The organism is Nonomuraea sp. NPDC004186 (genome assembly GCF_053603495.1).
Map to the genome: position 1 here is coordinate 161,516 of NZ_JBSGFQ010000004.1, position 21,695 is coordinate 183,210.

At 68.9% G+C, this 21,695-nt stretch carries 27 protein-coding genes and 1 tRNA gene; 12 read left to right on the forward strand and 16 right to left on the reverse strand.

All coding sequences use genetic code 11. The features are described 5' to 3' along the window. The first annotated feature begins 46 nt into the window (after window positions 1–46). The 5 genes from ACWEPL_RS04960 to ACWEPL_RS04980 all read left to right on the forward strand — a co-directional run bounded on the left by ACWEPL_RS04960 (window position 47) and on the right by ACWEPL_RS04980 (window position 3,664). Window positions 47–1,147, forward strand: coding sequence for a DUF2510 domain-containing protein (locus tag ACWEPL_RS04960; RefSeq protein WP_452435248.1), 1,101 nt, complete (start codon window positions 47–49; stop codon window positions 1,145–1,147). A gap of 68 nt (window positions 1,148–1,215) precedes the next feature. Then, entirely contained in the window at window positions 1,216–1,809 is a 594-nt protein-coding gene (orn, locus tag ACWEPL_RS04965; protein ID WP_363981766.1) for an oligoribonuclease, read from the forward strand. A gap of 67 nt (window positions 1,810–1,876) precedes the next feature. After that, window positions 1,877–1,952, forward strand: a tRNA-His gene (locus ACWEPL_RS04970). Between the two features lie 188 nt (window positions 1,953–2,140). Continuing rightward, a complete protein-coding gene (locus ACWEPL_RS04975) occupies window positions 2,141–2,335 on the forward strand; it encodes a helix-turn-helix domain-containing protein (protein ID WP_235030925.1) in 195 nt (64 codons plus the stop codon). A 108-nt stretch (window positions 2,336–2,443) separates the two neighbouring features. Further along, window positions 2,444–3,664: an NAD(P)/FAD-dependent oxidoreductase gene (locus ACWEPL_RS04980; RefSeq protein WP_452435249.1), complete on the forward strand. Its 1,221-nt coding sequence runs from the start codon at window positions 2,444–2,446 to the stop codon at window positions 3,662–3,664. Here ACWEPL_RS04980 and lat read toward each other — a convergent pair. The 5 genes from lat to ACWEPL_RS05005 all read right to left on the reverse strand — a co-directional run bounded on the left by lat (window position 3,654) and on the right by ACWEPL_RS05005 (window position 8,232). Then, complete coding sequence (gene lat, locus ACWEPL_RS04985; RefSeq protein ID WP_452435250.1) at window positions 3,654–4,928, reverse strand: L-lysine 6-transaminase; 1,275 nt, start codon at window positions 4,926–4,928, stop codon at window positions 3,654–3,656. The genes ACWEPL_RS04980 and lat overlap by 11 nt on opposite strands. 66 nt (window positions 4,929–4,994) lie before the next feature. Then, the gene (locus tag ACWEPL_RS04990; RefSeq protein ID WP_363981756.1) at window positions 4,995–5,537 is read right to left on the reverse strand and encodes an HdeD family acid-resistance protein; all 543 of its coding nucleotides are present in this window, start codon (window positions 5,535–5,537) and stop codon (window positions 4,995–4,997) included. 46 nt (window positions 5,538–5,583) lie between these two features. Then, a complete protein-coding gene (locus ACWEPL_RS04995; RefSeq protein WP_449959782.1) occupies window positions 5,584–5,949 on the reverse strand; it encodes a PPOX class F420-dependent oxidoreductase in 366 nt (121 codons plus the stop codon). Beyond that, window positions 5,949–6,596, reverse strand: a complete 648-nt coding sequence (gene trhA, locus ACWEPL_RS05000) for a PAQR family membrane homeostasis protein TrhA (protein WP_452435251.1) — start codon at window positions 6,594–6,596, stop codon at window positions 5,949–5,951. Before trhA ends, ACWEPL_RS04995 begins: the two co-directional genes overlap by 1 nt. A 121-nt stretch (window positions 6,597–6,717) precedes the next feature. Continuing rightward, the gene (locus ACWEPL_RS05005; RefSeq protein ID WP_452435252.1) at window positions 6,718–8,232 is read right to left on the reverse strand and encodes a penicillin-binding transpeptidase domain-containing protein; all 1,515 of its coding nucleotides are present in this window, start codon (window positions 8,230–8,232) and stop codon (window positions 6,718–6,720) included. A gap of 71 nt (window positions 8,233–8,303) precedes the next feature. Here ACWEPL_RS05005 and ACWEPL_RS05010 point away from each other — a divergent pair, with 71 nt between their 5' ends. The 6 genes from ACWEPL_RS05010 to ACWEPL_RS05035 all read left to right on the forward strand — a co-directional run bounded on the left by ACWEPL_RS05010 (window position 8,304) and on the right by ACWEPL_RS05035 (window position 11,974). Further along, complete coding sequence (locus ACWEPL_RS05010; RefSeq protein ID WP_363981744.1) at window positions 8,304–9,125, forward strand: spermidine synthase; 822 nt, start codon at window positions 8,304–8,306, stop codon at window positions 9,123–9,125. A 97-nt stretch (window positions 9,126–9,222) separates the two neighbouring features. Continuing rightward, complete coding sequence (locus tag ACWEPL_RS05015; protein ID WP_363981741.1) at window positions 9,223–10,161, forward strand: SPFH domain-containing protein; 939 nt, start codon at window positions 9,223–9,225, stop codon at window positions 10,159–10,161. After that, window positions 10,161–10,427 carry a hypothetical protein gene (locus ACWEPL_RS05020; RefSeq protein WP_363982047.1) on the forward strand — a complete coding sequence of 89 codons (267 nt, stop codon included), beginning with the start codon at window positions 10,161–10,163 and terminating at the stop codon, window positions 10,425–10,427. The genes ACWEPL_RS05015 and ACWEPL_RS05020 overlap by 1 nt, the downstream gene beginning before the upstream one ends. Further along, on the forward strand, window positions 10,396–11,037 hold the full coding sequence (locus ACWEPL_RS05025) for a GOLPH3/VPS74 family protein (protein WP_452435253.1): 642 nt from the start codon (window positions 10,396–10,398) through the stop codon (window positions 11,035–11,037). Before ACWEPL_RS05020 ends, ACWEPL_RS05025 begins: the two co-directional genes overlap by 32 nt. Window positions 11,038–11,078: 41 nt before the next feature. Beyond that, window positions 11,079–11,618, forward strand: coding sequence for a MarR family winged helix-turn-helix transcriptional regulator (locus ACWEPL_RS05030; RefSeq protein ID WP_350728179.1), 540 nt, complete (start codon window positions 11,079–11,081; stop codon window positions 11,616–11,618). Next, window positions 11,615–11,974, forward strand: coding sequence for a nuclear transport factor 2-like protein (locus ACWEPL_RS05035; protein ID WP_357741199.1), 360 nt, complete (start codon window positions 11,615–11,617; stop codon window positions 11,972–11,974). The genes ACWEPL_RS05030 and ACWEPL_RS05035 overlap by 4 nt, the downstream gene beginning before the upstream one ends. On the opposite strand, the gene ACWEPL_RS05040 is transcribed toward ACWEPL_RS05035, so the two are convergent. The 10 genes from ACWEPL_RS05040 to ACWEPL_RS05085 all read right to left on the reverse strand — a co-directional run bounded on the left by ACWEPL_RS05040 (window position 11,967) and on the right by ACWEPL_RS05085 (window position 19,823). Beyond that, window positions 11,967–12,296 (reverse strand): nuclear transport factor 2 family protein, encoded by a 330-nt coding sequence (locus ACWEPL_RS05040; protein WP_363981733.1) that lies wholly within the window; start codon window positions 12,294–12,296, stop codon window positions 11,967–11,969. The two genes, ACWEPL_RS05035 and ACWEPL_RS05040, sit on opposite strands and share 8 nt — an antisense overlap. Beyond that, window positions 12,293–13,378, reverse strand: coding sequence for a low temperature requirement protein A (locus tag ACWEPL_RS05045; protein ID WP_363981730.1), 1,086 nt, complete (start codon window positions 13,376–13,378; stop codon window positions 12,293–12,295). The genes ACWEPL_RS05040 and ACWEPL_RS05045 overlap by 4 nt, the downstream gene beginning before the upstream one ends. A 50-nt stretch (window positions 13,379–13,428) precedes the next feature. Next, window positions 13,429–14,001 carry a superoxide dismutase family protein gene (locus ACWEPL_RS05050; RefSeq protein ID WP_355199512.1) on the reverse strand — a complete coding sequence of 191 codons (573 nt, stop codon included), beginning with the start codon at window positions 13,999–14,001 and terminating at the stop codon, window positions 13,429–13,431. A 95-nt stretch (window positions 14,002–14,096) separates the two neighbouring features. Continuing rightward, window positions 14,097–14,357, reverse strand: coding sequence for a 4a-hydroxytetrahydrobiopterin dehydratase (locus tag ACWEPL_RS05055; protein ID WP_185067795.1), 261 nt, complete (start codon window positions 14,355–14,357; stop codon window positions 14,097–14,099). Window positions 14,358–14,366: 9 nt separating this feature from the next. Beyond that, the gene (locus ACWEPL_RS05060; RefSeq protein WP_363981726.1) at window positions 14,367–15,212 is read right to left on the reverse strand and encodes a carbohydrate ABC transporter permease; all 846 of its coding nucleotides are present in this window, start codon (window positions 15,210–15,212) and stop codon (window positions 14,367–14,369) included. Next, window positions 15,213–16,127 (reverse strand): carbohydrate ABC transporter permease, encoded by a 915-nt coding sequence (locus tag ACWEPL_RS05065; RefSeq protein ID WP_350728185.1) that lies wholly within the window; start codon window positions 16,125–16,127, stop codon window positions 15,213–15,215. 4 nt (window positions 16,128–16,131) lie between these two features. Beyond that, a complete protein-coding gene (gene ngcE, locus ACWEPL_RS05070) occupies window positions 16,132–17,571 on the reverse strand; it encodes an N-acetylglucosamine/diacetylchitobiose ABC transporter substrate-binding protein (RefSeq protein ID WP_363981723.1) in 1,440 nt (479 codons plus the stop codon). A gap of 175 nt (window positions 17,572–17,746) precedes the next feature. Continuing rightward, complete coding sequence (locus ACWEPL_RS05075) at window positions 17,747–18,664, reverse strand: hypothetical protein (RefSeq protein ID WP_452435254.1); 918 nt, start codon at window positions 18,662–18,664, stop codon at window positions 17,747–17,749. Next, window positions 18,661–19,203: an RNA polymerase sigma factor gene (locus ACWEPL_RS05080; RefSeq protein ID WP_452435255.1), complete on the reverse strand. Its 543-nt coding sequence runs from the start codon at window positions 19,201–19,203 to the stop codon at window positions 18,661–18,663. The genes ACWEPL_RS05075 and ACWEPL_RS05080 overlap by 4 nt, the downstream gene beginning before the upstream one ends. 269 nt (window positions 19,204–19,472) lie before the next feature. After that, complete coding sequence (locus tag ACWEPL_RS05085; RefSeq protein WP_363981717.1) at window positions 19,473–19,823, reverse strand: winged helix-turn-helix transcriptional regulator; 351 nt, start codon at window positions 19,821–19,823, stop codon at window positions 19,473–19,475. 54 nt (window positions 19,824–19,877) lie between these two features. On the opposite strand from ACWEPL_RS05085, the gene ACWEPL_RS05090 reads away from it, so the two are divergent. Further along, window positions 19,878–20,480 carry an NAD(P)-dependent oxidoreductase gene (locus tag ACWEPL_RS05090; RefSeq protein WP_452435256.1) on the forward strand — a complete coding sequence of 201 codons (603 nt, stop codon included), beginning with the start codon at window positions 19,878–19,880 and terminating at the stop codon, window positions 20,478–20,480. On the opposite strand, the gene ACWEPL_RS05095 is transcribed toward ACWEPL_RS05090, so the two are convergent. Next, on the reverse strand, window positions 20,474–21,682 hold the full coding sequence (locus ACWEPL_RS05095; RefSeq protein ID WP_363981711.1) for a DUF4032 domain-containing protein: 1,209 nt from the start codon (window positions 21,680–21,682) through the stop codon (window positions 20,474–20,476). The two genes, ACWEPL_RS05090 and ACWEPL_RS05095, sit on opposite strands and share 7 nt — an antisense overlap. Window positions 21,683–21,695: the final 13 nt, after the last annotated feature.

Here is a 21,695-nt window from a genome sequence, read left to right on the forward strand (position 1 = left end):
CCTCGCGACAATGCATATCAATGAGGTTCTTACTAATCTGGCGAACATGACCACGCAGACCCCCGCGGGCTGGTACCCGGACCCGTACGGAGAGCCCCAGCTCCGCTGGTGGGACGGCACCCAGTGGACCGACGCCCTCCATGCGCAGCAGCAGCCCGGGCCGGGCGGACCCCCGCAGCAGCCCTCCGGGCCGCAGCCGCAGCCCCCGTCGCAGCCCCAGCCCCAGCCCCAGTCACAGCCGAGCCCCGACTGGTCGGCGACGCCCGCGAACCCCACGCTCCAGTTCGGCCAGCCGACGTACGGGCAGGGAAGCTACGGCCAGCCGACGGCGCCCACCCAGTGGGGCGGCCCGCCCCTGCCCGGCGTGAACTACGGCCCGCCGCCCAAGCAGTCCAACCCGCTGCCCTGGGTGTTCGGGGGTCTGGCGGCCCTGGTGGTGGTCGCGCTGATCGTGGTGGCCGGCATCTTCTTCGTCAACCGGAGCACCAGCCCGACGGCGTCGCTGCCGACACCGGCCGACACCTTCGAGCAGGAGGACCCGCCGAGCCAGGAGCCCCCGTCCAACGAGCCGCCCTCCCAGGGCGTCACCGAGCTGCCCCAGCCGGTCGGCGGCCGCATCACCGACCCGAAGGCCGGCCTGTCCTTCCAGGTGCCCGACAGCTGGACGGTGCCCAAGTCCGCCGAGGTCAACGGCTCCAACCCGGCCCCGACCCAGCAGCTGTGGTCGGGCGGGGCGCAGGCCGTCTCGCAGGCGAAGTACGACGGCGAGGGCGACTGGATCGGCAACATCTACACGGGCCTGCTCAACGAGCTCTATCCCTATTCCGGCGCCTCCGGCATGGGCGACACGGCCAAGGCGGTGTTCGTCGACTTCTCCACCAAGTTCTACCAGGTCGCTCACGAGACCAAGGTGGTGGAGGACAAGGCGATGAAGATCGGCGACAAGGACGCCTGGGTGCTGCAGTTCCAGCTCGACTTCTCCAAGGTCTCGGAGGAGAAGGGCTACAAATGGAAGAAGGAGAACGGCGCGATCGTGCTCATGGACCGTGGCGACGGGCAGCGTCCGGCCATCATGTACGCCTCCATTCCCGACAATCTGGGCACCGACGTGCTGGCCAAGGTTCTCGGCTCGCTCAAGCCCGCCTAATCAGTGGCACTAGGCTGGTGGGGTAACAAGCGGGCGGATTGCTCCGAGCCGCTGGGCGAGGAGATCGAATGAGTGACTTGCTGGTCTGGATCGACTGCGAGATGACCGGGCTCGACCTGGGTCGCGACGCGCTGATCGAGGTGGCGTGCGTCATCACCGACAGCGAGCTCAATCAGCTCGACGAGGGCGTCGACGTGGTCATCAAGCCGCCGCCGGAGTCGCTGGAGCAGATGTCGCAGGTCGTACGCGAGATGCACACCGCCTCGGGGCTCCTGCCCGAGCTGGCGGGCGGTGTGACGCTGGCGGAGGCCGAGTCGGTCGTGCTCGACTACATCCGGCGGCACGTCCCCGAGGCGAAGAAGGCGCCGCTGTGCGGCAACTCGATCGGCACCGACCGCACGTTCATCGCGCGCGACATGCCCGGGGTCGATGGTTATCTGCACTACCGGATGGTCGACGTCTCGTCGATCAAGGAGCTGGTGCGCCGCTGGTACCCCCGCGTCTACTTCGCGGCACCCGAGAAGCAGGGCGGACACCGGGCTCTGGCGGACATCACGGAGAGCATCAGGGAGCTTCGCTACTACCGCGCGGCGATCTTCGTCGCCCAGCCGGGGCCCGATTCGGCGACCGCGAGATCCCTGGCTGAGCGTGTCAGCGGCTAAAGGAGTGGCGTAAAGACTCCCGAACCCCGCTACACTTTTCCTGTGCCACCACACAGCGGTGGCCATGGTGGGTGTAGCTCAGTTGGCAGAGCGCCAGGTTGTGGTCCTGGATGTCGAGGGTTCAAGTCCCTTCACTCACCCCAACGAGGCACGGCCGGTCCTTCGGGGCCGGCCGTTGTCGTTTTCTCCCAACAACGGCCCCAAATCATGACATTGCGAGTTATGCTCGCTGTCTACCGCTAACGCCGGAAGCGCGGGGGCCATCGGCGATCTGACCGTCTGCGCGCCACCCGGAGGCCGGATGAGAGTCGACGACGCAGCGTTCGATAGCGTGTTCACGTCCCTGAGCAAGCGTGAAGCCGAGGTCATGGACCTGATCGCCACCGGTCAGTCCAACGGGCAGATCGCTCAACGGCTGTTCCTCAGCGAGAAGACGGTCAAGAACCACGTCAATCGCATCTACGCCAAGCTAGGGGTGGACTCCCGGGTCACCGCCATCGGCCTGTGGCGGTCCCGCCAGGAGTAGCCCGCTTTCCGCGACCCCGTCACGAGCGACCCGCCTCCCGATCCGGCGGGCCGTCTACAGGCCTGAGCCGCCGGTTCCGTGAGCGCATTCAGGGGCAGACCCCATGGCATGGTTCAGAGACCGCGAGTCGTGGTGGTGGGCGGCGGATTCGCCGGGCTGGCCGCCACCAAGGAGTTGGCCAAGGCCGGAGCGCTGGTGACGCTCATCGACCGCAACCCGTACGCGACTTTCCAACCCCTCCTCTACCAGGTGGCCACCGCCAGCATGGGCAGCGCGGACGTGTCGTACCCGATCCGCACGTTCGCCGCCAGGTGGCCCAACGTGCGGGCGCGGCGGGCCGCGCTGAGCAAGATCCTCCCGGGCGAGCGGCGGGTGGAGCTCGACGACGGCAGCGGGATCGAGTACGACTACCTCGTGCTGGGCACCGGCGTCACCACCAACTGGCTCGGCATCGAGGGCGCGCAGGAGAACGCGCTGCCCATCTACTCGCTCGGCGACGCGGCGGTGCTGCGCCGCCGGTTCCAGGACTACCTGGAGGACACCGCGGCGGGCCGGCGCGAGAGCGTGCACGTCGTGGTGGTCGGCGCGGGCGCGACCGGGGTCGAGATGGCGGGCACGCTGGCCGAGCTGCGGCGGCGCACGCTGCCGCTGACGCATCCCGAGATCAAGCCGGAGCAGACCAGCGTGACGCTGGTGGAGCGGTTCGACTACGTGCTGGCGCCGTACAAGCCGCGGCTGCGCGACAGGGCGGCGGCCGCGCTGCGCAAGAGGGGGGTGAACCTGCGGCTGGGCGCCACGGTGGCGTCCGTCGAGCCGGACGCCGTGGTGCTGTCGGACGGCACGCGGCTGCCGTCCGACGTCACCGTGTGGGCGCTCGGCGTCACCGCGCCCAAGCAGGCGGGCGACTGGGGCCTGCCGCAGGGCAAGGGCGGGCGGATCACGGTCACGCAGGCGCTGAACGTACCGGACCATCCCGAGATCTTCGTGGCGGGCGACCTGGCGGGGCCGCCCAATCCGCTCCCCCAGCTCGCCCAGCCGGCGATCCAGATGGGCGAGCACGTGGGGCGGCAGATCGTCGCGGTGCACCAGGGGCGGTCACCGGCGGCGTTCAAGTATCACGATCCGGGCATCATGGCCACCGTCGGCAAGGCGGAGGCCGTGTTGCAGCTGTCCAACGGGCTGATCATGTACGGGCTGCCCGCCTGGCTGGCGTGGATCTTCGTCCACGTGGCGTACCTGCTGGGCGGGCGCAACCGCATGACCGTTCTGCTGAACTTCTTCTGGCGCTACTTCGGGCCGCGCCGCGCGGCCACCAGCGTCACGCAGTAAGAGCCGCCGACAGGGCCCGGAGGCCGTGGTCGACGTCGGCCTCCGGGATGTTCAGCGCGGGCCTCAGGCGGACCGAACGGGGCCCGCAGGGCAGCACCAGCACCCCGTGCTCCTCCCTGAGGCGGGTCACCAGCGCGTCGCGCTCGGCCTGGTCGGGCAGGTCGAACGCGCACATCAGGCCCCGGCCGCGGACGTTCGAGATCGACTCGGGGCGCTCGGCCTCCAGCTTGGTGAGGCTTTCGAGCAGCACGTTGCCGAGGGCGCCGGCGCGGGCGATCAGGCCGTCGCGTTCGACGATCTCCAGGATGCCCCGGCTGCGCACCATGTCCACCAGGCCGCCGCCCCAGGTCGAGTTGATCCGCCCGCTCTGCCGGAACACGTTGTCCGGCACCAGGTCGACCCGGCTACCCGCCATGATCCCGCCCACCTGCACCTTCTTCGCGAAGGCCACCACGTCCGGAGCGAGACCCAGCTGCTGGTACGCCCACGGCGTCCCGGTCGTCCCGCCGCCCGTCTGAACCTCGTCAAGGATGAACAGGGCGTCGTACTCATGGCACATGTGCTGCATGGCCTGCAGGAACTCGGGCCGCATGTGGTTGTCGCCGCCCTCGCCCTGGATGGGCTCGGCGATGAAGCAGGCGATGTCATGCGGATTCCGCTCGAACGCCTCACGGGCCTGGGCCAGCGCGCGCTCCTCGGCGGCCTCCACGTCTCCGAAGTGGATGGCGGGCACGTCGATCCGCGGCCAGTCGAACTTGGGGAAGCGGTCGGTCTTGCCCGGCTCGGTGTTGGTGAGGCTCAGGGTGTAGCCGCTGCGGCCGTGGAAGGCCTTGGCCAGGTGCAGGACCTTGGTGCCCAGCTCACGCGAGCGTCCGGCGGCCTCGTTGCGGCGGCTCTTCCAGTCGAAGGCGGTCTTGAGCGCGTTCTCGACGGCCAGGGCGCCGCCCTCGACGAAGAACAGGTGCGGCAGGTCGGGGTCGCCCAGCACGCGGACGAAGGTGTCGACGAAGTCCGCCAGATGCTCGGTGTAGATGTCTGGGTTCGCCGGTTTGTTCCGGGCGACCTGACCGAGCAGGAGAGCGAAGTCGGGGTCGAAGGGCGGGTTCACCCCGAGCGGGGCCGAGGCGAAGAACGTGTAGAAGTCGAGGTAGCGGCGGCCGTTTCGGGCGTCGACGAGCCAGGAGCCGCGGCTGAGCTCGAGATCGAGCACGAGCCGGTATCCGTCGACGAGCAGGTGGCGGGCGAGGCGGGCGTGTACGTCCATGAAGACTCCACGTGCGTCGGTCTGACCGGATGTTCCTCTTGAGGAACACGGGCATCTACGCAAAATTTACGGCATACCTACCCTGCGAGTGAAGTTCTTCACGCGGAACGACAGAGCGATCATGGCGATGCCGTGCAGGATCGCGAAGATGCCGACCAGCCAGACGAGGCTGAGCAGTCCCGCAGCCGGCCAGATGAGCAGCAGGATGCCGAAGATCAGCGACAGGATACCGCCGACGATGAGCATCCATTCGTTGTCGATGGACTTGCGGAGTTTGATGCCGGCGATGATCTCCGAGACGCCCGCGAAGATGGCCCAGAAGGCCACGACGTAGAGCAGAGCCAGTGACGTGATGCCCGGCCAGATAAATGTCGCGATGCCGGCCAATATCCCGATAATTCCCGAGATGATCAGCCAGGCTCGCGACTCGGCCCCGTGCCGGAACCCGGCGAACAGCTCAGCCACACCGCCGACCAGCGCGTACGCACCGAAGAAGATCACGAGCACGAGCAGCGTGATCGCCGGCCAGATCAGCGCCAGGATGCCGAAGATCAGCGAGGCTAGGCCGCGTATGAGTAGAAGCCACCACGACCGTGTGATATCTCCCATACTGATCTAATTTCCAGGTAATGCCCGAAATCAGACCAGTGTGGGGTCAAATGTCGGTGATCCGCACTCCAACGGTGCCGGTGCTCCCCCTGCGGAGCCTGCTGCCGAGCAGCGTGATCCGCCCCATGAGGCCGTACTTGCGCCGCAGCAGCCCGCGCACCCGCTCGGTCTCCGCCGCGTCCAGCACCACGGCCCGGCCCTTGACCGGCTCGGTCTTCACCTTGCCCCGCACGTCGCACCCGGCCACGCTGACCTCGGGGTTGTTCCGGATCCGCTTGATCTTGCCGGAGTCGGCGACGGTCCAGAAGACCACCGCGTCACCGTCCTGCACGGCCCACACCGGAGTCGCGACGGGGGTGCCGTCCCTCCGGTACGTGGTCACCGAGATGTACTGCTCTGCCCCAAGGTTCATCACACGTGCGAATAAACCACAATCGACACCGCGATGTACTGGACCAGGTACGCCGCCAGGGTGAAGGCGTGGAACACCTCGTGGAAGCCGAACCAGCGGGGCGACGGGTCCGGGCGGCGCAGGCCGTACACGACGGCCCCGGCCGAGTAGAAGACGCCCCCGACGGCCACCAGCACGACGGCGGCCACGCCCGCGCCATCCAGCAACTGCGGCATCACGAAGATCGCGGTCCAGCCCAGCGCCAGGTAGAGGACGGTGTAGAGCCAGCGCGGCGCACCTATCCAGAACACCCGGAACAGCACCCCGGCCAGCGCGCCGCCCCAGATCACGGAGAGCACCGCGATCCTCGCCACCCCGTCCAGCGCGAGCAGGGCGAAAGGCGTGTACGTGCCGGCAATGATCAAATAGATGTTGGCATGGTCGAACCGGCGCAGGAACTCCGCCAGCCGCGGCCCCATCGTGCCCCGGTGATAGGTCGCCGAGATCCCGAACAACAGACCGGACGTGATGGCGTAGACGGCGGAGGCCACCCGCGCCTGCAGGGTCGGGCCGAGCGCCACGAGCACGAACCCCGCGACCAGCGTCACGGGCAGCGCCCCGGTGTGCAACCAGCCTCGCAGCCTGGGCTTGACGGTGATGGTCGTCATGAAACCTACGGTACCGTAGGTTAGGGTCGCCTTCTCACCGACCCCAAGGTGCTCGCAGTCAGGGGCCGGGGGCCTTTGAGGGAAAAGGCGGAGGCGTCCGCCGGAGGTGGCCTTTCGCAGCTCAGAGGCCGCTGAAGAAACGCGCGGCGATGGGGACGGCGGCCTGCCGGCCCGAGCCGCCGTGCCGGACGAAGACGCAGAAGGCCAGGTCGTCCCGGTAACCGATGAACCACGCGTGCGACAGTTCCTCGTCCGGCACCTCGGCCGTCCCCGTCTTGCCCGCCACGCCCGCCGGCAGCCCCATGTCGCTCGCCGTGCCGTGATCGACCACGGCGGCCATCATGTCCCTGAGCGAGGCCACGATCCCCTCGTCCATCCGCACGTCCTTGTGCGGGATGCCGTCGATCCGGCGCACCTCCGCGTCCGACAGCAGCCGGGGCGAGCGCCAGGTGCCGCTCTGCACGGCGGCGGCGAGCGCGGCCATGCACAGCGGCGTCGCGACCACCTGGCCCTGGCCGATCGCGTCGAGGCCGAACATGTCGGGATCGTCGGTTTCCTGCATGGCCCCGCAGGTGCCGCCGATGCCGGTCGCGATCTGCCGGCTGAACCCCCACTCGTCCGCCGTCTCACGCAGTTGGTCCGCGGTGAGCCTGGTGGTGGCCTGCTCGACGAACGTCGTGTTGCACGAGTACGCGTACGCGTCGGTGAAGCTGATGAGCCCGCGGTCCACCTCGCCGTCGTTCTTGAAGGGCGCGTGGAACGGGATGGTGTACGTGCCGGGGCACCGGACCTCCGCCGCCGGGTCGAGCCCGCTCCCGAGCAGCGCCGCCGCCGTGATCGTCTTGAAGACGGACCCCGGGGGGAAGACGTCCCGGACCGCGCTGTAGTTGTTCTTGAGCCGGTCGGCCAGCGCCAGGATCTCGCCGGTGCTCGGCCGGATGACGACCATCGCGGAGTCGTCGACCCCGTCCAGCGCCCTGGCGGCCGCCGCCTGCACGGGCCGCGACAGCGTGGTGCGCTCGACGTCCGCCTTGGGCAGGCGGGTCAGCAGCTGCCTGGCGGGCTGCCCCGGCGCCTTCGACACCAGCTCCCAGCCGCGGGACGACGACCCGAACTCGGGTTTGAGCTGATTGAGATAGGCGTCCGCGTAGCTGTCGTTCGGGATCCGCTCGCCCTCGCTGGTGACCAGCTCGGTCACCGACGCGTCGACCTCGTCCAGCTCCAGCGTGCCGCCGTCCTTGAGCAGGGGGTGCAGCGTCTCTGGGGCCCACAGCACCTTCCAGGCCCGGTCCCGTACGCCGAGCCGCAACGTGCTGTCGAACGGCCACGCCCCGAGGTCGGCGAGCTGCCGCACCCCGGCGAACGGCACCTCGGCGGCCCCCTCCCCCGTGCTCTTCAACCGCCCCGGGGTCAGCCGGATGGACTCGATGTGGAGCTCCTCCGTCAGCCGGTGATGCCGGACGGCGAAGTCGGCCGGCGGCTGGTACACCAGGCGCGCCATGCGCGACACGTCACCCTTGCCCCAGGCGTCGAAGTAGTCCGCGGCGGTCTGGGAAGCGCTCCCCTTGACCCGGTTCGACGCCGCGACTGCGAACGCACCCGCCCCAACTACCGCGACAAGTGCGATAACGAGCACAATCAGCCTTCGTCGTCGCATACGGTTTCTCCCAGGAGGGGATCAGCGTGGCACGAGGACAACGGGAACCGATGCCCGGCGTGTATCCGGTGACGTTCGGCGAGGTCGAGCTTCTCCGTGACCTGGACCGGCAGGACGGCTGGGTGCTGTCCAAAGATGGCGTACCTCAGTCGTATGTTGATCTTCAAGACCCGACATTTCTGGAATTTGAGTATGTACGACTCATGGCGGATGTGATCGACCTTTTGTCGGAAGGACCGCTGAGCTGCGTACACGTGGGCGGCGGCGCCTGCACCATCCCCCGCTACGTCGCCTCCACCCGGCCCGGCTCCCGCCACATCGTCATCGAGCCGGACGGCCTCCTCGTCAATCTGGTACGCGAGCAGCTGGACCTGCGTTCGGTGCCCCGCCTGAAGGTCATCGTGGCCGGGGGCCGCGAGGGCACCGCCAAGGTGTGGGACGACTCGGCGGACCTGGTGGTGCTGGACGCCTTCACGGGGGCGACGATGCCCGTGGACCTGGCCACGACCGAGTACATGGGGGACATCGCCAGGATCCTCCGCCCGGACGGGACCCTCCTGATCAACCTGGCCGACGGCAAGGGCCTGGCCTTCGCCAGGCGCCTGCTCGCCACGGTGACCGGCACGTTCGGCCACGTGGCCCTGCTGGCGGAGCCGGGCATCATGCGCGGCCGCCGCTTCGGCAACCTGATCGTGGCCGCGTCCCGTACGGGCCTGCCGCTGGACCTCCTGACGCGGCGCGCGGCGGGCGGGCTGACGCAGGCGAGATGCGTGCACGGCGAGGCTTTGACGAACTTCATCGCCGGCGCCGCCCCCATCAAGGACGGCGACCCGGTCCTCGCCCCCGTCCCCCCGCCCGCCGTCTTCGGCTGACCGGCCGATCCTCCCGAGTCGAGGCCTCTTCCCCGTGCGCCCGAAAAGTGATATCACTTTGATAGCAGACAAAGTCAGCTAGAAAAGGGGACGGGCGATGACAGACACATCGTTCGAAGGGACCGTCGTGGACATGCCGGCGCCGCACACCAGCGAGCACCCCGTCCGGGCGGCCAACGGATTCGTGCTGCTGGGGGTCGCGGTGGTGCTGATCCTGGGCGGGGCGGCATTACTCGCGCTGGGGATCATCATGCTCGCCGGCGGGGCCGGGCAGTCCGGCGCGTGGGTGGTGGTGGCGGCCCCCCTCGTGGTCCTCGCGGGCGCGACGCTGTGCTGCGGGCTCACCGCCGTGGCGCCGGGCGAGGCCAGGGTGGTGCAGCTGCTCGGCCGGTACGTCGGCACCCTGCGGACGCCGGGCTTCCAGTGGGTCAACCCGTTCACCCTGCGGCGGCGGGTGTCCACCAGGATCCGCAACCACGAGACCGAGGTGACGAAGGTCAACGACGCGGACGGCAACCCGATCCAGATCGCGACCGTGGTGGTCTGGCAGGTACAGGACACGGCGCAGGCGGTGTTCGAGGTGGATGACTTCGTGGAGTTCGTCGCCATCCAGGCGGAGACGGCGGTGCGGCACATCGCGGGTGTCTACCCGTACGACGCGCACGGCGAGCCGCGGCTGTCGCTGCGGGACAACGCCGACGAGATCAACGAGCGGCTGTCCGCGGAGATCGGCGCCAGGGTGGCCTCGGCCGGGGTGAAGGTCATCGAGTCGCGCATCATCCACCTGGCGTACGCGCCGGAGATCGCCCACGCGATGCTCCGCCGCCAGCAGGCCGGCGCGGTGGTGGCGGCCCGGCAGCGGATCGTCGAGGGGGCGGTCGGCATGGTCGAGATGGCCCTGGCCAGGCTCGCCGAGCACGACGTGGTCGAGCTCGACGAGGAGCGCAAGGCGGCCATGGTCAGCAACCTGCTCGTGGTGCTGGTCGGCGACCGCGACACCCAGCCGGTGGTCAACACCGGCACGCTCTACCAGTAATCGCCGTGGAGCGGAAGAAGATCCTGCTGCGGCTCGACCCGGTGGTCCACGACGCGCTGGCGAAGTGGGCCGCCGACGACCTGCGCAGCACGAACTCGCAGATCGAGTTCCTGTTGCGCAAGGCCCTCTCGGAGGCCGGTCGCCTGCCCGACAGCGTGGGGCGCATGCGCCCCCGCGGGCGCCCGCGCAAGGCCCCGGAGACGGAAGAAGCCCTGGAAGGAGGGGAGACGGCGGATGGAACCGCGGACGACGACGCAGCAGGGTGAGCCCTGGCCAAGGTCGGTTTTCCTGCTGGCCTTCGACCTCCGCAAGGAACGGCCGACCAACCGCCGCCGGCTGGGCTGCCTCCTGCGCGCGGCGGCGCTCGCCGAGCTCATGACGAGCGGCAGCCTGGCGGACGAGTCGGGCAAGGCGCGGGCGGTCACCGCACCCGCCGCCCCCGGCCGGCTGCAGGCGGCCGTCTGGGAGCAGATCGCCGGCTCTCCGCCCCGGTCGTGGGCGAGCTGGATCCGCAAGGACCACGCGCAGGCGTACCGGCTGGTCCGCGACGAGCTGGAGGCCGCCCGGCTGGTCCGGGTGGAGCGCCACCGGGTTCTGCTGTTCCCGGTCGAACGGGTCACACCACGCAAGCCACACCTCTCGCGCAGGCTCGTCGAGCGCGTCGCCCGCGCGGTCCACGGCGGCCGGACCGTCAGCCGGCTGAGCCCGGACGTCCGCGTCCTGGCCGCGCTGGCCGCGGCGGCCGAGCTCAAGACGGTCCTGCCCGGCCGGGAGTGGCGCCGCCACCAGCACAGGGTGGAGCAGCTGTCGGCGCCCATCGAGCCGATCACCACGGCCCTGCGGAAGAACCTGCAGGCCGCCGAGAGCGCCGGTTGAGTGGCGATTTATGGAAGTACGTAATAAAGTGTGGCTTCATTATGAAGCTAGAACATGATGACACCGGATTGCTCTACGACCCCAACGCCAGAGCCGCCATGAGCCGGCTCGCCGGCGACGACACCCTCACCTTCGAAGCCGCCGCCGCCGTCCGCACCGCCTTCCAGGCCATCGAGCGCATGCGCGCCCACGGCAGCGAGGGCCGCGGGCTCAGCTCCGGGGCGATGGACCTGCTGTTGCGGCTGAGTGACGCGGACGACGACGGCGTCAGCATCGGCGAGCTGGCCCAGTCGGCGGGCGTGAGTTCGAGGAACGCCACCGGCCTCGTCGACACCCTTGAGAAGGACGGGCTCGTGCAGCGGGTCCAGGACCGGCGCGACCGGCGGTCGGTGCTGGCCCGGATCACCCCCGAGGGGCGGGCCTGGATCGAGGCGTTCAGGAGGCCGTCGCAGCTCGCCATGGCGGCGATCTTCCGCGGGTTCTCCCCCGAGGAGCTGACGTCGCTGCGCCACCTGTGCCTGCGGCTGGCCGGCAACCAGCAGCGGCTGGCCGAGCACCTGGCCGCCCAGGAGGCCCGATGAGCGCGCGCGAGGTCGTCAGGGCCTATCACGACGCCCGCTTCCGGGGCGCGGTCGAGGAGGCGGCGGCGCTGGTCGGCGAGCCGTTCTCGTTCAGGAGCCCGTTCATCTCGTCCGCCGACCCGGCCGGGCACCTGGCGGGGCTGGAAGGCTTCCTGCGGGTGGTGACGGAGGTGGAGATGATCAGCGAGCTGTACGGGGAGTCGGAGGCGACGCTGGTCTACGACGTGCACACGGCGACGCCGGCCGGGATCCAGCGCACGGCCGAGCACTTCCGCCTCCGCGACGGGAAGATCAGCACGATCATGCTGATCTTCGACGCGGCGCCGTGGCAGCCGATGGCGGCCGCGATCAGGTGACGGGCGCGGCGGCCGCCGTCTGCCGCCAGATCCTGCCGTCCCTGACGACCAGGGTGCCGTACGTGGTGACGCGGTTCCCGGCGATCGTCATCAGGGCGTTGTAGAAGATCACGTCGTCGGTCGTCCGCACCGAGACGATCTCGTCCACCTTGGGCTCCGCCGAGAGGTACGCGCTGAACAGGTCCCTGATCTCGGCGGGGCCCCGGGCGACGCGGTCGAAGCGGACGACCGTGGCGTCGTCGTGATACTGGCCCAGCAGCGCCTCCAGGTCGCGGTCGGCGATGGCGGCCAGCTGGCGGTCGAACAGGTCCTTGGCGGTCATGCGACACCTTCCGGCTGCGGGCGGAACAGGTCGTACGCGACCTGCGCCGCCGCGTACAGGATGATCAGGGGCAGCGCGGCGGCCACGGGAAGCGCCGAGGTGGCGAGCGTGAGCGCCGCCGCGCCGAGGCGGATGGCGCCCGCCCGCCGGTCGGACGAGCACAGGTGTTGCAGGCCGAGCACGGCGAGCACCACGGCGGCGGGCAGCCCGAAGGACCAGCTCGACGAGGACGGGTCCATGATCGCGTGTTCGATCCCGATCCCGAACGCCACCAGTCCCAGCGAAAGCGGCAGATGCGAGTAGACCCACACCTGTCCGGCCAGCCGGGTACGCAGCACGACGGACTCGTCGGTGTGGCCGAAGTACAGCCACCAGAAGCCCATCGCGATCGCCACCCCGGCCAGGGCGATCAGCAGCGTGCCCGGCGTCACGTCGTGGCCCTTCAGCCCGAGGACGACCGCCGCCACGACCTCGCCCAGGACGATCACCACGAACAGGCCGAAGCGCTCCGGCAGGTGCTCGGACTGCGGCGGCAGCTTGCCCTGGGCCCGCCGGGTCAGCAGGGGCGTGACGAGGTCGATCGCGAGGGCGACGGCCCAGAACGCGTAGCGCTGGGGCGGGTCGACGGCGAGCGAGGCCAGCCAGATGAGCACCGCGACCGTGAACCCGATGGCGTAGCGGGTCGTCAGGGGCCGGGCCTCGGGCACGTGGCGACCGGCGCGGACGTAGGCCACGATCAGCAGCACCCTGACCACCGCATACGCGATGGCGAAAAGTCCGGAACGCTGCTCGATGTCGCTCACGCTCGCCGCCATGGCCGCCACGGCCAGGATCTGCGGCAGCGCGAGCAACCGGTGGCTGACGTCGTCGGTGTCGAACCTGTTGGCGTAGAAGACGTAGCCCAGCCAGGCCCACCAGATCGGTACGAACAGGCCCACGAAGGCCGGCAGGCTCGTGGGGAGCACATCGGCCAGTTCGGCCACGGCGACGACGAAGACGAGGTCGTACAGGAGCTCCAGCCAGGTCGCCCTGCGGTGCGCGTCTTCGAACAGCCGTAATCTGGGTGGCTGCCACTGGGTCACAACTACACCTTCCGTTATGTAATTGTGTAATTATGCCCTTGGCTGGGTGGTTACGACACCTTTTTAAGGGTCAGGCAGGCCACGCGGTCGCCCGCCGTACCGACCTCCGGACCTGAGGTCTTGGTGGCCTTGGCGTGGATGACGAGCGAGCCGGGCAGTTTGGCCGGGTCGAGGACCCAGTCGTTGCGGGCGGACGAGCGGCCCGCGCCCTCACCGTTGGTGGTGAAGTCGAGCCAGACCTCGCTGGCCGGGCTGATCTCGCCGGCCTTGTGCTGGTAGTGCGGCCCCGCCTCGTCGGGCTTCTTCCCGCAGGGCTTGACGTGCAGGTGGGCGCCGTAGTGGCGGTTGGGGAGCAGGCCCTCGACGACGAGGGTGGTGCGGGTCTGGCCGTCGGCCGACTCGACGTGGGCGCTGCCCTGGGCGCCCTGCGGGACCAGCTTGCGGTCGTAGACGATGGCGGCGGTGTCGGAGGCGGTGAACTCCCCCTCGCCGGACAGCCTGATCGCCGCGCTCGTGGCCCCCTCGCTGGGGCCCTCGCTGGGGCCCATGGCCTGCTGGAGCGGGGCGGGCGGGCCCGCGCAGGCTGCGGTGAGCATGATGAGCAAGAGTGCGGGCACGCGCATGAGACCCTCCATGGTTCGAGCCCCTTCGACAGGAGGGCTCCGGGAGGGCACCCACTCTAACGAGTAATCGAGCTACTACGGTGAGTATTCAGTGGTTAGGCGCCGTGTTTCGCCGCGATGTCATCGATGACGGCCGCCAGCGTGAAGTCGAGGTCGGTGAGCCCGCCCGCGTCGTGGGTGGTGAGGACCAGGTGGAGAGTACGCCAGCGGATGTCGATGTCGGGGTGGTGGTTGAGCTCCTCGGCCTTGACCGCGATCTCGTCGACGATGCGGATGGCCGTGGGGAAGTCGGGCGCCTCGATCGTGCGCCGGATCTCGTCGCCCTCGCGCCGCCATTCGGGCAGGTTCTCGCTCATGGCGCCACGTTACTTCAGCGCCCCCGAGCCGAGCCCGGACTGGATCTGGCGTTGGAAGATGATGTAGACGACCATGACCGGCAGGATCGTCATGCTCAGCGCGGCGAACAGACCTGGCCAGTCCGCCTCGTATCCGGCCAGGGTGGAGATCTTGGCGATGCCCTGGGTGAGGACCCATTTGTCCGGGTCGCCGGCCAGGAGCACGAGGGGCAGCAGATACTGGTTCCACTGGCCCAGGACGTTGAAGATGGTGATGCTGATCAGGCCGGGCCGGGCCATGGGCACCATGATCTGGAAGAACGTCCGGGTGTGCGAGGCGCCGTCGATCATCGCCGCCTCGGCGACGGTCTCCGGCAGCGTCCGGAAGAACGCCGCCAGGAAGAAGACGGTGAAGGGCAGGGAATAGGCGATGTAAACGAGAACGAGCCCGACGTGGGAGTTCAGCAGGCCCAACTGCTTGACGACGAAGAAGAGCGGCCCCAGGGCCAGGAACACGGGAAACGCCAGCCCGGCCACGAAGTAGTAGTAGATCAGCCTGTTGCCGATGAAGGTGTAGCGGGCCAGCACGTACGCCGCCATCGACCCGAACAACATCGTGCCCGCCGTGCCGAAGAAGACGACGACCACGGTGTTGAGCATGTACTGCCCGATGTGCGCCTTGTCCCAGGCCCGGCCCCACGAGTCCAGCCGCAGCGCCCCCGGGAGTTGCAGCGGGTCGCCGAAGATCTCGGTGTTGTTCTTGAACGACGCCAGGAACGTCCACAGCAGCGGCAGGATGATCAGTAACGCCCAGACGGCCAGCGCCACGTGCGAGAGCCCGTTGAGCACGCCGGGCCGCGGCCTGTTTCTGGCCATCTAGAGCTCAACCCTTTCACGCCTGGTCGTCCGCAGTGTCAGCACGGCGAAGGTCACGGTGAGGAAGAACAGCGCCACGCCCATCGCGGAGGCGTATCCGACCTTGTTGTAGGCGAAAGCCGTTTTGTAGATGGTGACCGGGAGAATGGTCGTGGCGCCGTCCGGCTCTCCTTTGTCGCCGGCCAGCACCTGCACCAACGCGAATCCGTCGAAGGCCGCGATCCCCAGGTAGATCCAGCCGACCTGGATGGTGTCGCGCAGCAGCGGCAGCGTTATCGAGAAGAACAGCCGGACGCGTCCGGCGCCGTCCAGGGCTGCGGCCTCGAAATAGTCCTTGGGAATGGCCGCCATGCCCGCCGAGAACAGCACCACGTAAAAGCCGACGCCCTGCCAGATCATCACCGCGATGATCGACCAGAGGGCGAGGTCGGGCTCGGTGAGCCAGCCGACGGGCTCGGCGCCGAACCTGGCGAGCACGCCGTTGATGACGCCGTCCGCGTCGGGGCGGTAGACCGCCTGGAAGAGCACGCCCACCACGGCGACGGCCAGGACCTGGGGGAAGAAGAACACCACCCGGTAGAACTTCGACCCCCAGACCCCTCTCATGCCCGCGCCGCGCGTGCCGCCGCCCAGGTTCAGCAGGAACGACAGGAACAGCGCGATGACGATCGTCGCGATCGGCAGCACGAGCAGCATGATCCCGTGGTTGCGCAGGGCCTGCCAGAACACCTCGTCGTCGAACAGCCGGCCGAAGTTGTCCAGCCCCACGTACCGCACGATCGAGCTGTATCCGTTCCAGCTCGTCAGGGAGAGCTGGAACGCCTGGACATAGGGGCTGATGACGAAGACCGAATAGAGCGCCAGGGGGACGACGAGAAATCCGGCGACGAACCCGTACTTGCGCAGCCGCTCCATCTGCTCACTGGCTCCGCGTCTGCTTGGCGACCGCGTCGTCCTTCTTGATCTCGTCGGCCTTCTTCTGCATGTTCGCGCAGAACCTCTCCGGGGTGATGCGCCCGGCCATGACCACGTTGATCTGCTGGGTGCCGTAGTCGAACAGCTCCTTGTACCAGCCCTCGAAACGCGCGTCGGTGATGATGTTCTGGCCGGCCGCGTCCTGGGCCTTGGCGGCGCTCATCAGTCCGGCGGGCAGGTCGAGTCCGGCGGCGGCGCCGTTCACCACGGTGAGGTTCTCGGTCTTCTCCGTGAATCCGCGCGCGCCGTCCTTGGACAGCATGATGCGCAGGTATTCGAGGCCGCCCTGCGGATTCTTGCCCTTGGCCGCGACGACGAAGTTCTCGCCGACGCCGACCTGGATGGCGCCGTACGGCATCTTGTCGGCGGCGGTGACGTCGGGAATGGGGGCGATGGCGTATTCGAAGTCGTCGGGCTTGTCCTTGGCCATCTCGTTCTCGACCCAGGAGCCCACGGGGTAGAAGAGCAGCTTGTTCTGGAGCTGCTTGACCTGGGTCTGGGTGTGGTCGAGGCCGAAGTACGCTTTGTCGCCATATTTCGCCTGGATGTCCACCCAGGCCGTGACCGCCTGCTTCATCGGCTCGGCGTTCCAGGCGTTGTCGACCAGGTTGTCGATGTCGATGATGACCTGGTTCCCGCCGATCTTGGCGGCCGTGTAGAGGACGTTCCAGAGCTGGTAGTACGGGCCCTTCTGCCCCGGGTACGCGAAGAGCAGGATGCCTTCCTGCTTGGCCGTGTCCCCCAGCGCCGTGAACTCGGCCCACGTCCTCGGCAGCGACCACCCCTTGGACGCGAACAGCTTGGCGTTGTACCAGAGCGCGCGGTGGGAGACCGTGTAGTTCAGGACGAGGTCCTTGCCGTTGATCTTGGCGTTGTCGATCACGGCGGGGGTGACGGTGTCGCGGATCTTCTTGGCCGGGTCGTCGATCGACGGGGCGTCGAAGAGCGCGGTCAGGTCGGCGAGGTGGTTCTCGGCGGCCAGCGCGGCCAGGTCCATCGAGTCGGGGCCGGAGTTGTTGAGCACGTCGGGCACGTCGCCGCCGGCGAAGCGCGGGCGTAACTGGGTGCCGATCTGCTGGGTGGCGTTGTGCTTGATCGACACGCCGGGGAACTCCTTCTTGTAGAGCTCCTCGTGCAGGTCCTTGGCGTACGCGTCACCGTACCCGCCGCTGAAGATGACCACCTCCAGCGGCTTCTTGGGGTCGACGCCGAACGGGTTCTTGCTGTCGGCCGAGGCGGTGATGCTGGGGGCGGCCGACGGCTCGCCGCCCGTGCCGGCCGTGGCGCAGGCGCTCAGGAGGCCCGCACCGGGGCCGGCGACGAACGCGGTCATACCGAGGCGGCGCAGCAGCTGACGCCGAGTGATCTCGCCCGGATGGGTCATGGGGGGCTCCTGAATTAGGAAAGTTTCCTAAACGTTTGCCCGAACGTACGAACGGCCGCCGACACGCGTCAAGGGGGCGCAATCGAGACGTGACCTTGCCGTGTTCCCTGCCGTGATCCACTCGCCTGGCCAGATGCCAGCATCGCGGACGAGAGTGTGGACGGCAAGAGCGGGCTCAGTCCTTCCACCAGTCGGGATCGTCGAACACGGCGGATTTGGGCAGCGACCCCAGCGGCACCCCGGGACCGGCGTCGACCGACAGCCGGACGGTGTCGGACGCGGTCTTGCTGGCAAAAGCGACGGTCCAGTCGTCCTTGACGTACGCGGCGTCCACTTTGTACCCCTCGCCGCTGCCGTCGGGACTGGTGGTCCACATCACCACGTACGTGATCTTCAGCCCGAGCTTTTCCATGTCGGCCCTGACCTCGGAGACCCGCTTGCCGTGAGCCTTGTAGCCGTCGATCATCCCGCCGTCGGAGGGCGGAGAGATCTGGCCCTGGGTGGCATAGCGCTCCCCCGGCGCGGCCGGTCGGCCGATCCCGAAGATGACCTTTCCCTTGAAGTGGATGGGGATGGAGACCGTGCCGCACCAGGCGGATGCGCAGTCCTCGGTCCATGATCCGCTCACGCCCGTACCGGGCGGGAACTCTCCGTCCATGATCGGGCCGATCAGCTCCCCCACGTCCTCCGGCGCCACCGGCGCCTTCTTCACCTCGGCGTCCAGCCCGACCGCCCGGAACGCCTCCGTGAACTGCGCCGCCTCGGCCTCGGGATCGTTGATCGCCACCTCCAGGTAGTCGTCGCCCGCCTTGACCGAGACGGCGGCGTTGGCGTACTCGGTGACGGGGCCGCCGAACGGCACCCCGACGACGAGCACGACGGACGCGACGACCGCCACCGTGGCAAGCCCGAGCCACCGTCCTCTGCGCGGGGAACGCCTGCGCACCGGCACCCGTTCCTCGGCCATGATCGACTCCCTCAGCGCCCGCGCCCCCGCGCCGGACGCCTGCCCCACCGGGTCTCCGGCCAGATCCTCGTCCCGTACGCGGGCGAGCTCGGCGATGTTCACGGGCTGCTCCCTTCGGATGCTCACAGGCTGCTCCCTTCGATCGCGACGGCATTCGAGTACTCGACCCCGGCCTCGGCCAGGCCACGGGCGAAGCGTTTTCGCGCACGGAAGAGCCTGACCCGCACGGCGTTGCGCGAGATGCCGAGGATCTTGGCGATCTGACCCGGATCCAGCCGCTCCCACGCGACGAGAGCGAGCAACTCCCTGTCGTCCCCGGACAGGGCCCGGAACACCTTGCCCATCTGCGAGAGGTCGTCGCCGGGCAACTCGGCGACGAGCGGCGAGGCGGCCAGCTGCTCGCGCAGGGCGGCGGTGCGCTGCTCATGCCGCCGCTCACCGCGCCGCTGGTTGGCCAGCACCTTCCTGGCCACCCCGAAGAGCCACAACCTCGCCTCGTCGCCTTCGGGCACCTCCTCTATCCGGCGCCACGCGACCATGAACGTCTCCGCGACGACGTCGGCCGCGTCGTCCGGGTCCGGGCATCGGCGTAAGGCGTATCCGAGCAGTTGGGGGTATGCCGCTTCGTACATCGCCTCGAACCGGCTTTCGGGATCGGCTCCCATCCGTTCTCCTCACTGTGGTCCACCACCACTCACCCCATGTCCGGATTCCCGCCCCCATTACCGACCTCCTCGACTACGGAAGCGCGCGAGGGGGCGGTGGCGGGCGGCGGCGGTGCGCGGTGAGAGGCGGGCAGCGCGTGGGCGGCGGGCGCTCCGACGACGCGAGGCTGCGACGGCGAGCGGCGATGGCGGGCCGTTGAGGGGCGGGGTGCGGTGGTGAGGAGGTGGGGTGGCGAAGGGGGTGGGGCGGTGAGGGGGCCGGGTGGAGGTTAGGCGGATTGGGTGCGGTGGGTGAGGATTTCGGTTATGTGGTTCTCGGCCCACGCTGCCACCGCCGAGATCGGCTCGTGCAGTGAGCGCCCCAGGGACGTCAACTCGTACTCCACCCGCGGCGGCACCTCCGCGAACACCTCCCGCGTCACCAGCCCGTCCGTCTCCATGGCCCGCAGCGTCTGCGTCAGCACCTTGGGGGTGACCCCGCCGATCCGCCCGCGGAGGGCGGTGAAGCGCATGGGGCCGTGGGCGAGGCTGAGGAGTACCAGCACCGACCATTTATCGCCGATCCGATCCAAAACCACCCGGGTCGGGCAGTTAGGGTCGAAGACATCGCCAGTATCCATAAGGTACTTATAGCACGATGAAGTAACCAGTATCCGATGGATACTCTGGCGCACATGAAGATCCTGCTCTTTGGCGCGACCGGCATGATCGGCCAGCGCATAGCCGCCGAGCTCGCGAATCGCGGCCACCAGGTGACCGCCGTCAGCCGCAAGGGCCCCGTCAAGGGTGACGTCCACGACGCCGCCACCCTGGCCAAGGACTACGACGCCGTCGTCTCCGCCATCGCCCCGCCCCGCGACGGCACCGAGCCCGAGCCGCCGTTCCTGGACGCGAACCGCGCGCTCATCGAGGGCGTGCGCGCCGCCGGCGTACGCAGGCTGATCGTCGTGGGCGGCGCCGGCAGCCTCCAGATCGCGCCGGGACAGGACCTGGTCGACACGCCCGACTTCCCGGAGATCTACAAAAAGGAGTCCAAGGCCCAGAGGTCGGCCCTCGGCCTCTACCGGGAGGTCGAGGACCTGGACTGGACGTACATCTCACCGGCCGCGGAGATCGCGCCGGGCGAGCGCACCGGCGTCTACCGCATCGGCGGCGACACGCTGCTCGCCGACCGCGAGGGCCGCAGCTTCATCTCGGCCGAGGACTACGCGGTCGCCGTCGCGGACGAGCTGGAGAACGGCGCCCACCCGCGCAAGCGCATAACTGTGGCCTACTGAGCCGCCTCCTCCGGGAGCAGCGCCTTCTCGTCGGGCTTGTGGACGAGCACGTTGTCCACGTACGACTTCACGGCCGCGGCCAGCCCCACGTCCGCGCCCGTCTCCTCGGACAGGTACCAGCGGTGGTCGAGTATCTCGTGGAAGAGCTGCGCGGGCTCCAGCTTGCCGCGCAGCTCCGCGGGGATGGCCTCGACCGTCGGCTGGAATATCTCCGCCAGCCACCGGTGCGCCACGATGGCCTCGTCCTCGTGCCGCAGCCCCTTGGCCACCCGGAACCCGTCGAGGTCGTTGAGCAGCCGCCGCGCCTGGTTCTCCTCCACGTCGAGCCCGGTCAGCCGGAGCAGCCGCCGCTGGTGGTGGCCGGAGTCCACGACCTTGGGCCGTACGATGAGCCGCCCGGTGCCGACCTTGCGCCGCACCATCATCTCGGCCACGTCGAAGCCGAGCAGGTTCAGCCGGCGGATCCGCTGCTCCACGCGGTGCCAGTCGACCTCCTCGATGATCTCGCTCTGGGTGATCTCGTCCCACAGGCGGTGGTAGCGGGTGACGATGTCCTCGGCGGTCTCCATGGGGTCGATGGACGGGTGCAGCAGCCCGCCGGCCTCCAGGTCGAGCATCTCGCCGAAGATGTTCGTGTGCGCGGTGTCGATGTCGGCCAGCCGCTGCCCCTCGCTGATCATCGGGTGCATCTCGCCGGTCTCGGCGTCCACCAGGTACGCGGCGAAGGCCCCGGCGTCCCTGCGGAACAGCGTGTTGGACAGCGAGCAGTCGCCCCAGTAGAACCCGTTCAGGTGCAGTCGCACTAACAGCACGGCCAGCGCGTCCAGCAGGCGGGTGAGCGTGTCGGGCCGCAGCGTGCCCGACATGACGGCGCGGTACGGCAGCGAGAACTGCAGGTGCCGGGTGATCAGCGCCGCGTCCAGCCCTTCCTCGCGGCCGGTCACGTAGGCGACGGGCTCCACGGCGGGCGCGTCGAGGCGGGCCAGGTCCCACAGCAGCTGGTATTCGCGCTTGGCGTACCGTTCGCTGATCTCCTTGATCGCGTACACCTTGCCGGACAGCCGGGCGAACCGCACCACGTGCCGTGAAATGCCGCGCGGCAGATCGACGAGATGGTACTGCGGCCAGTCTTGGAGGGGGACCTCCCAAGGGAGGCGGATCAGGTCAGGGTCGCCTAGCGCGCCAGTGATCTGCAGGGGCATTTCCACAGGATAT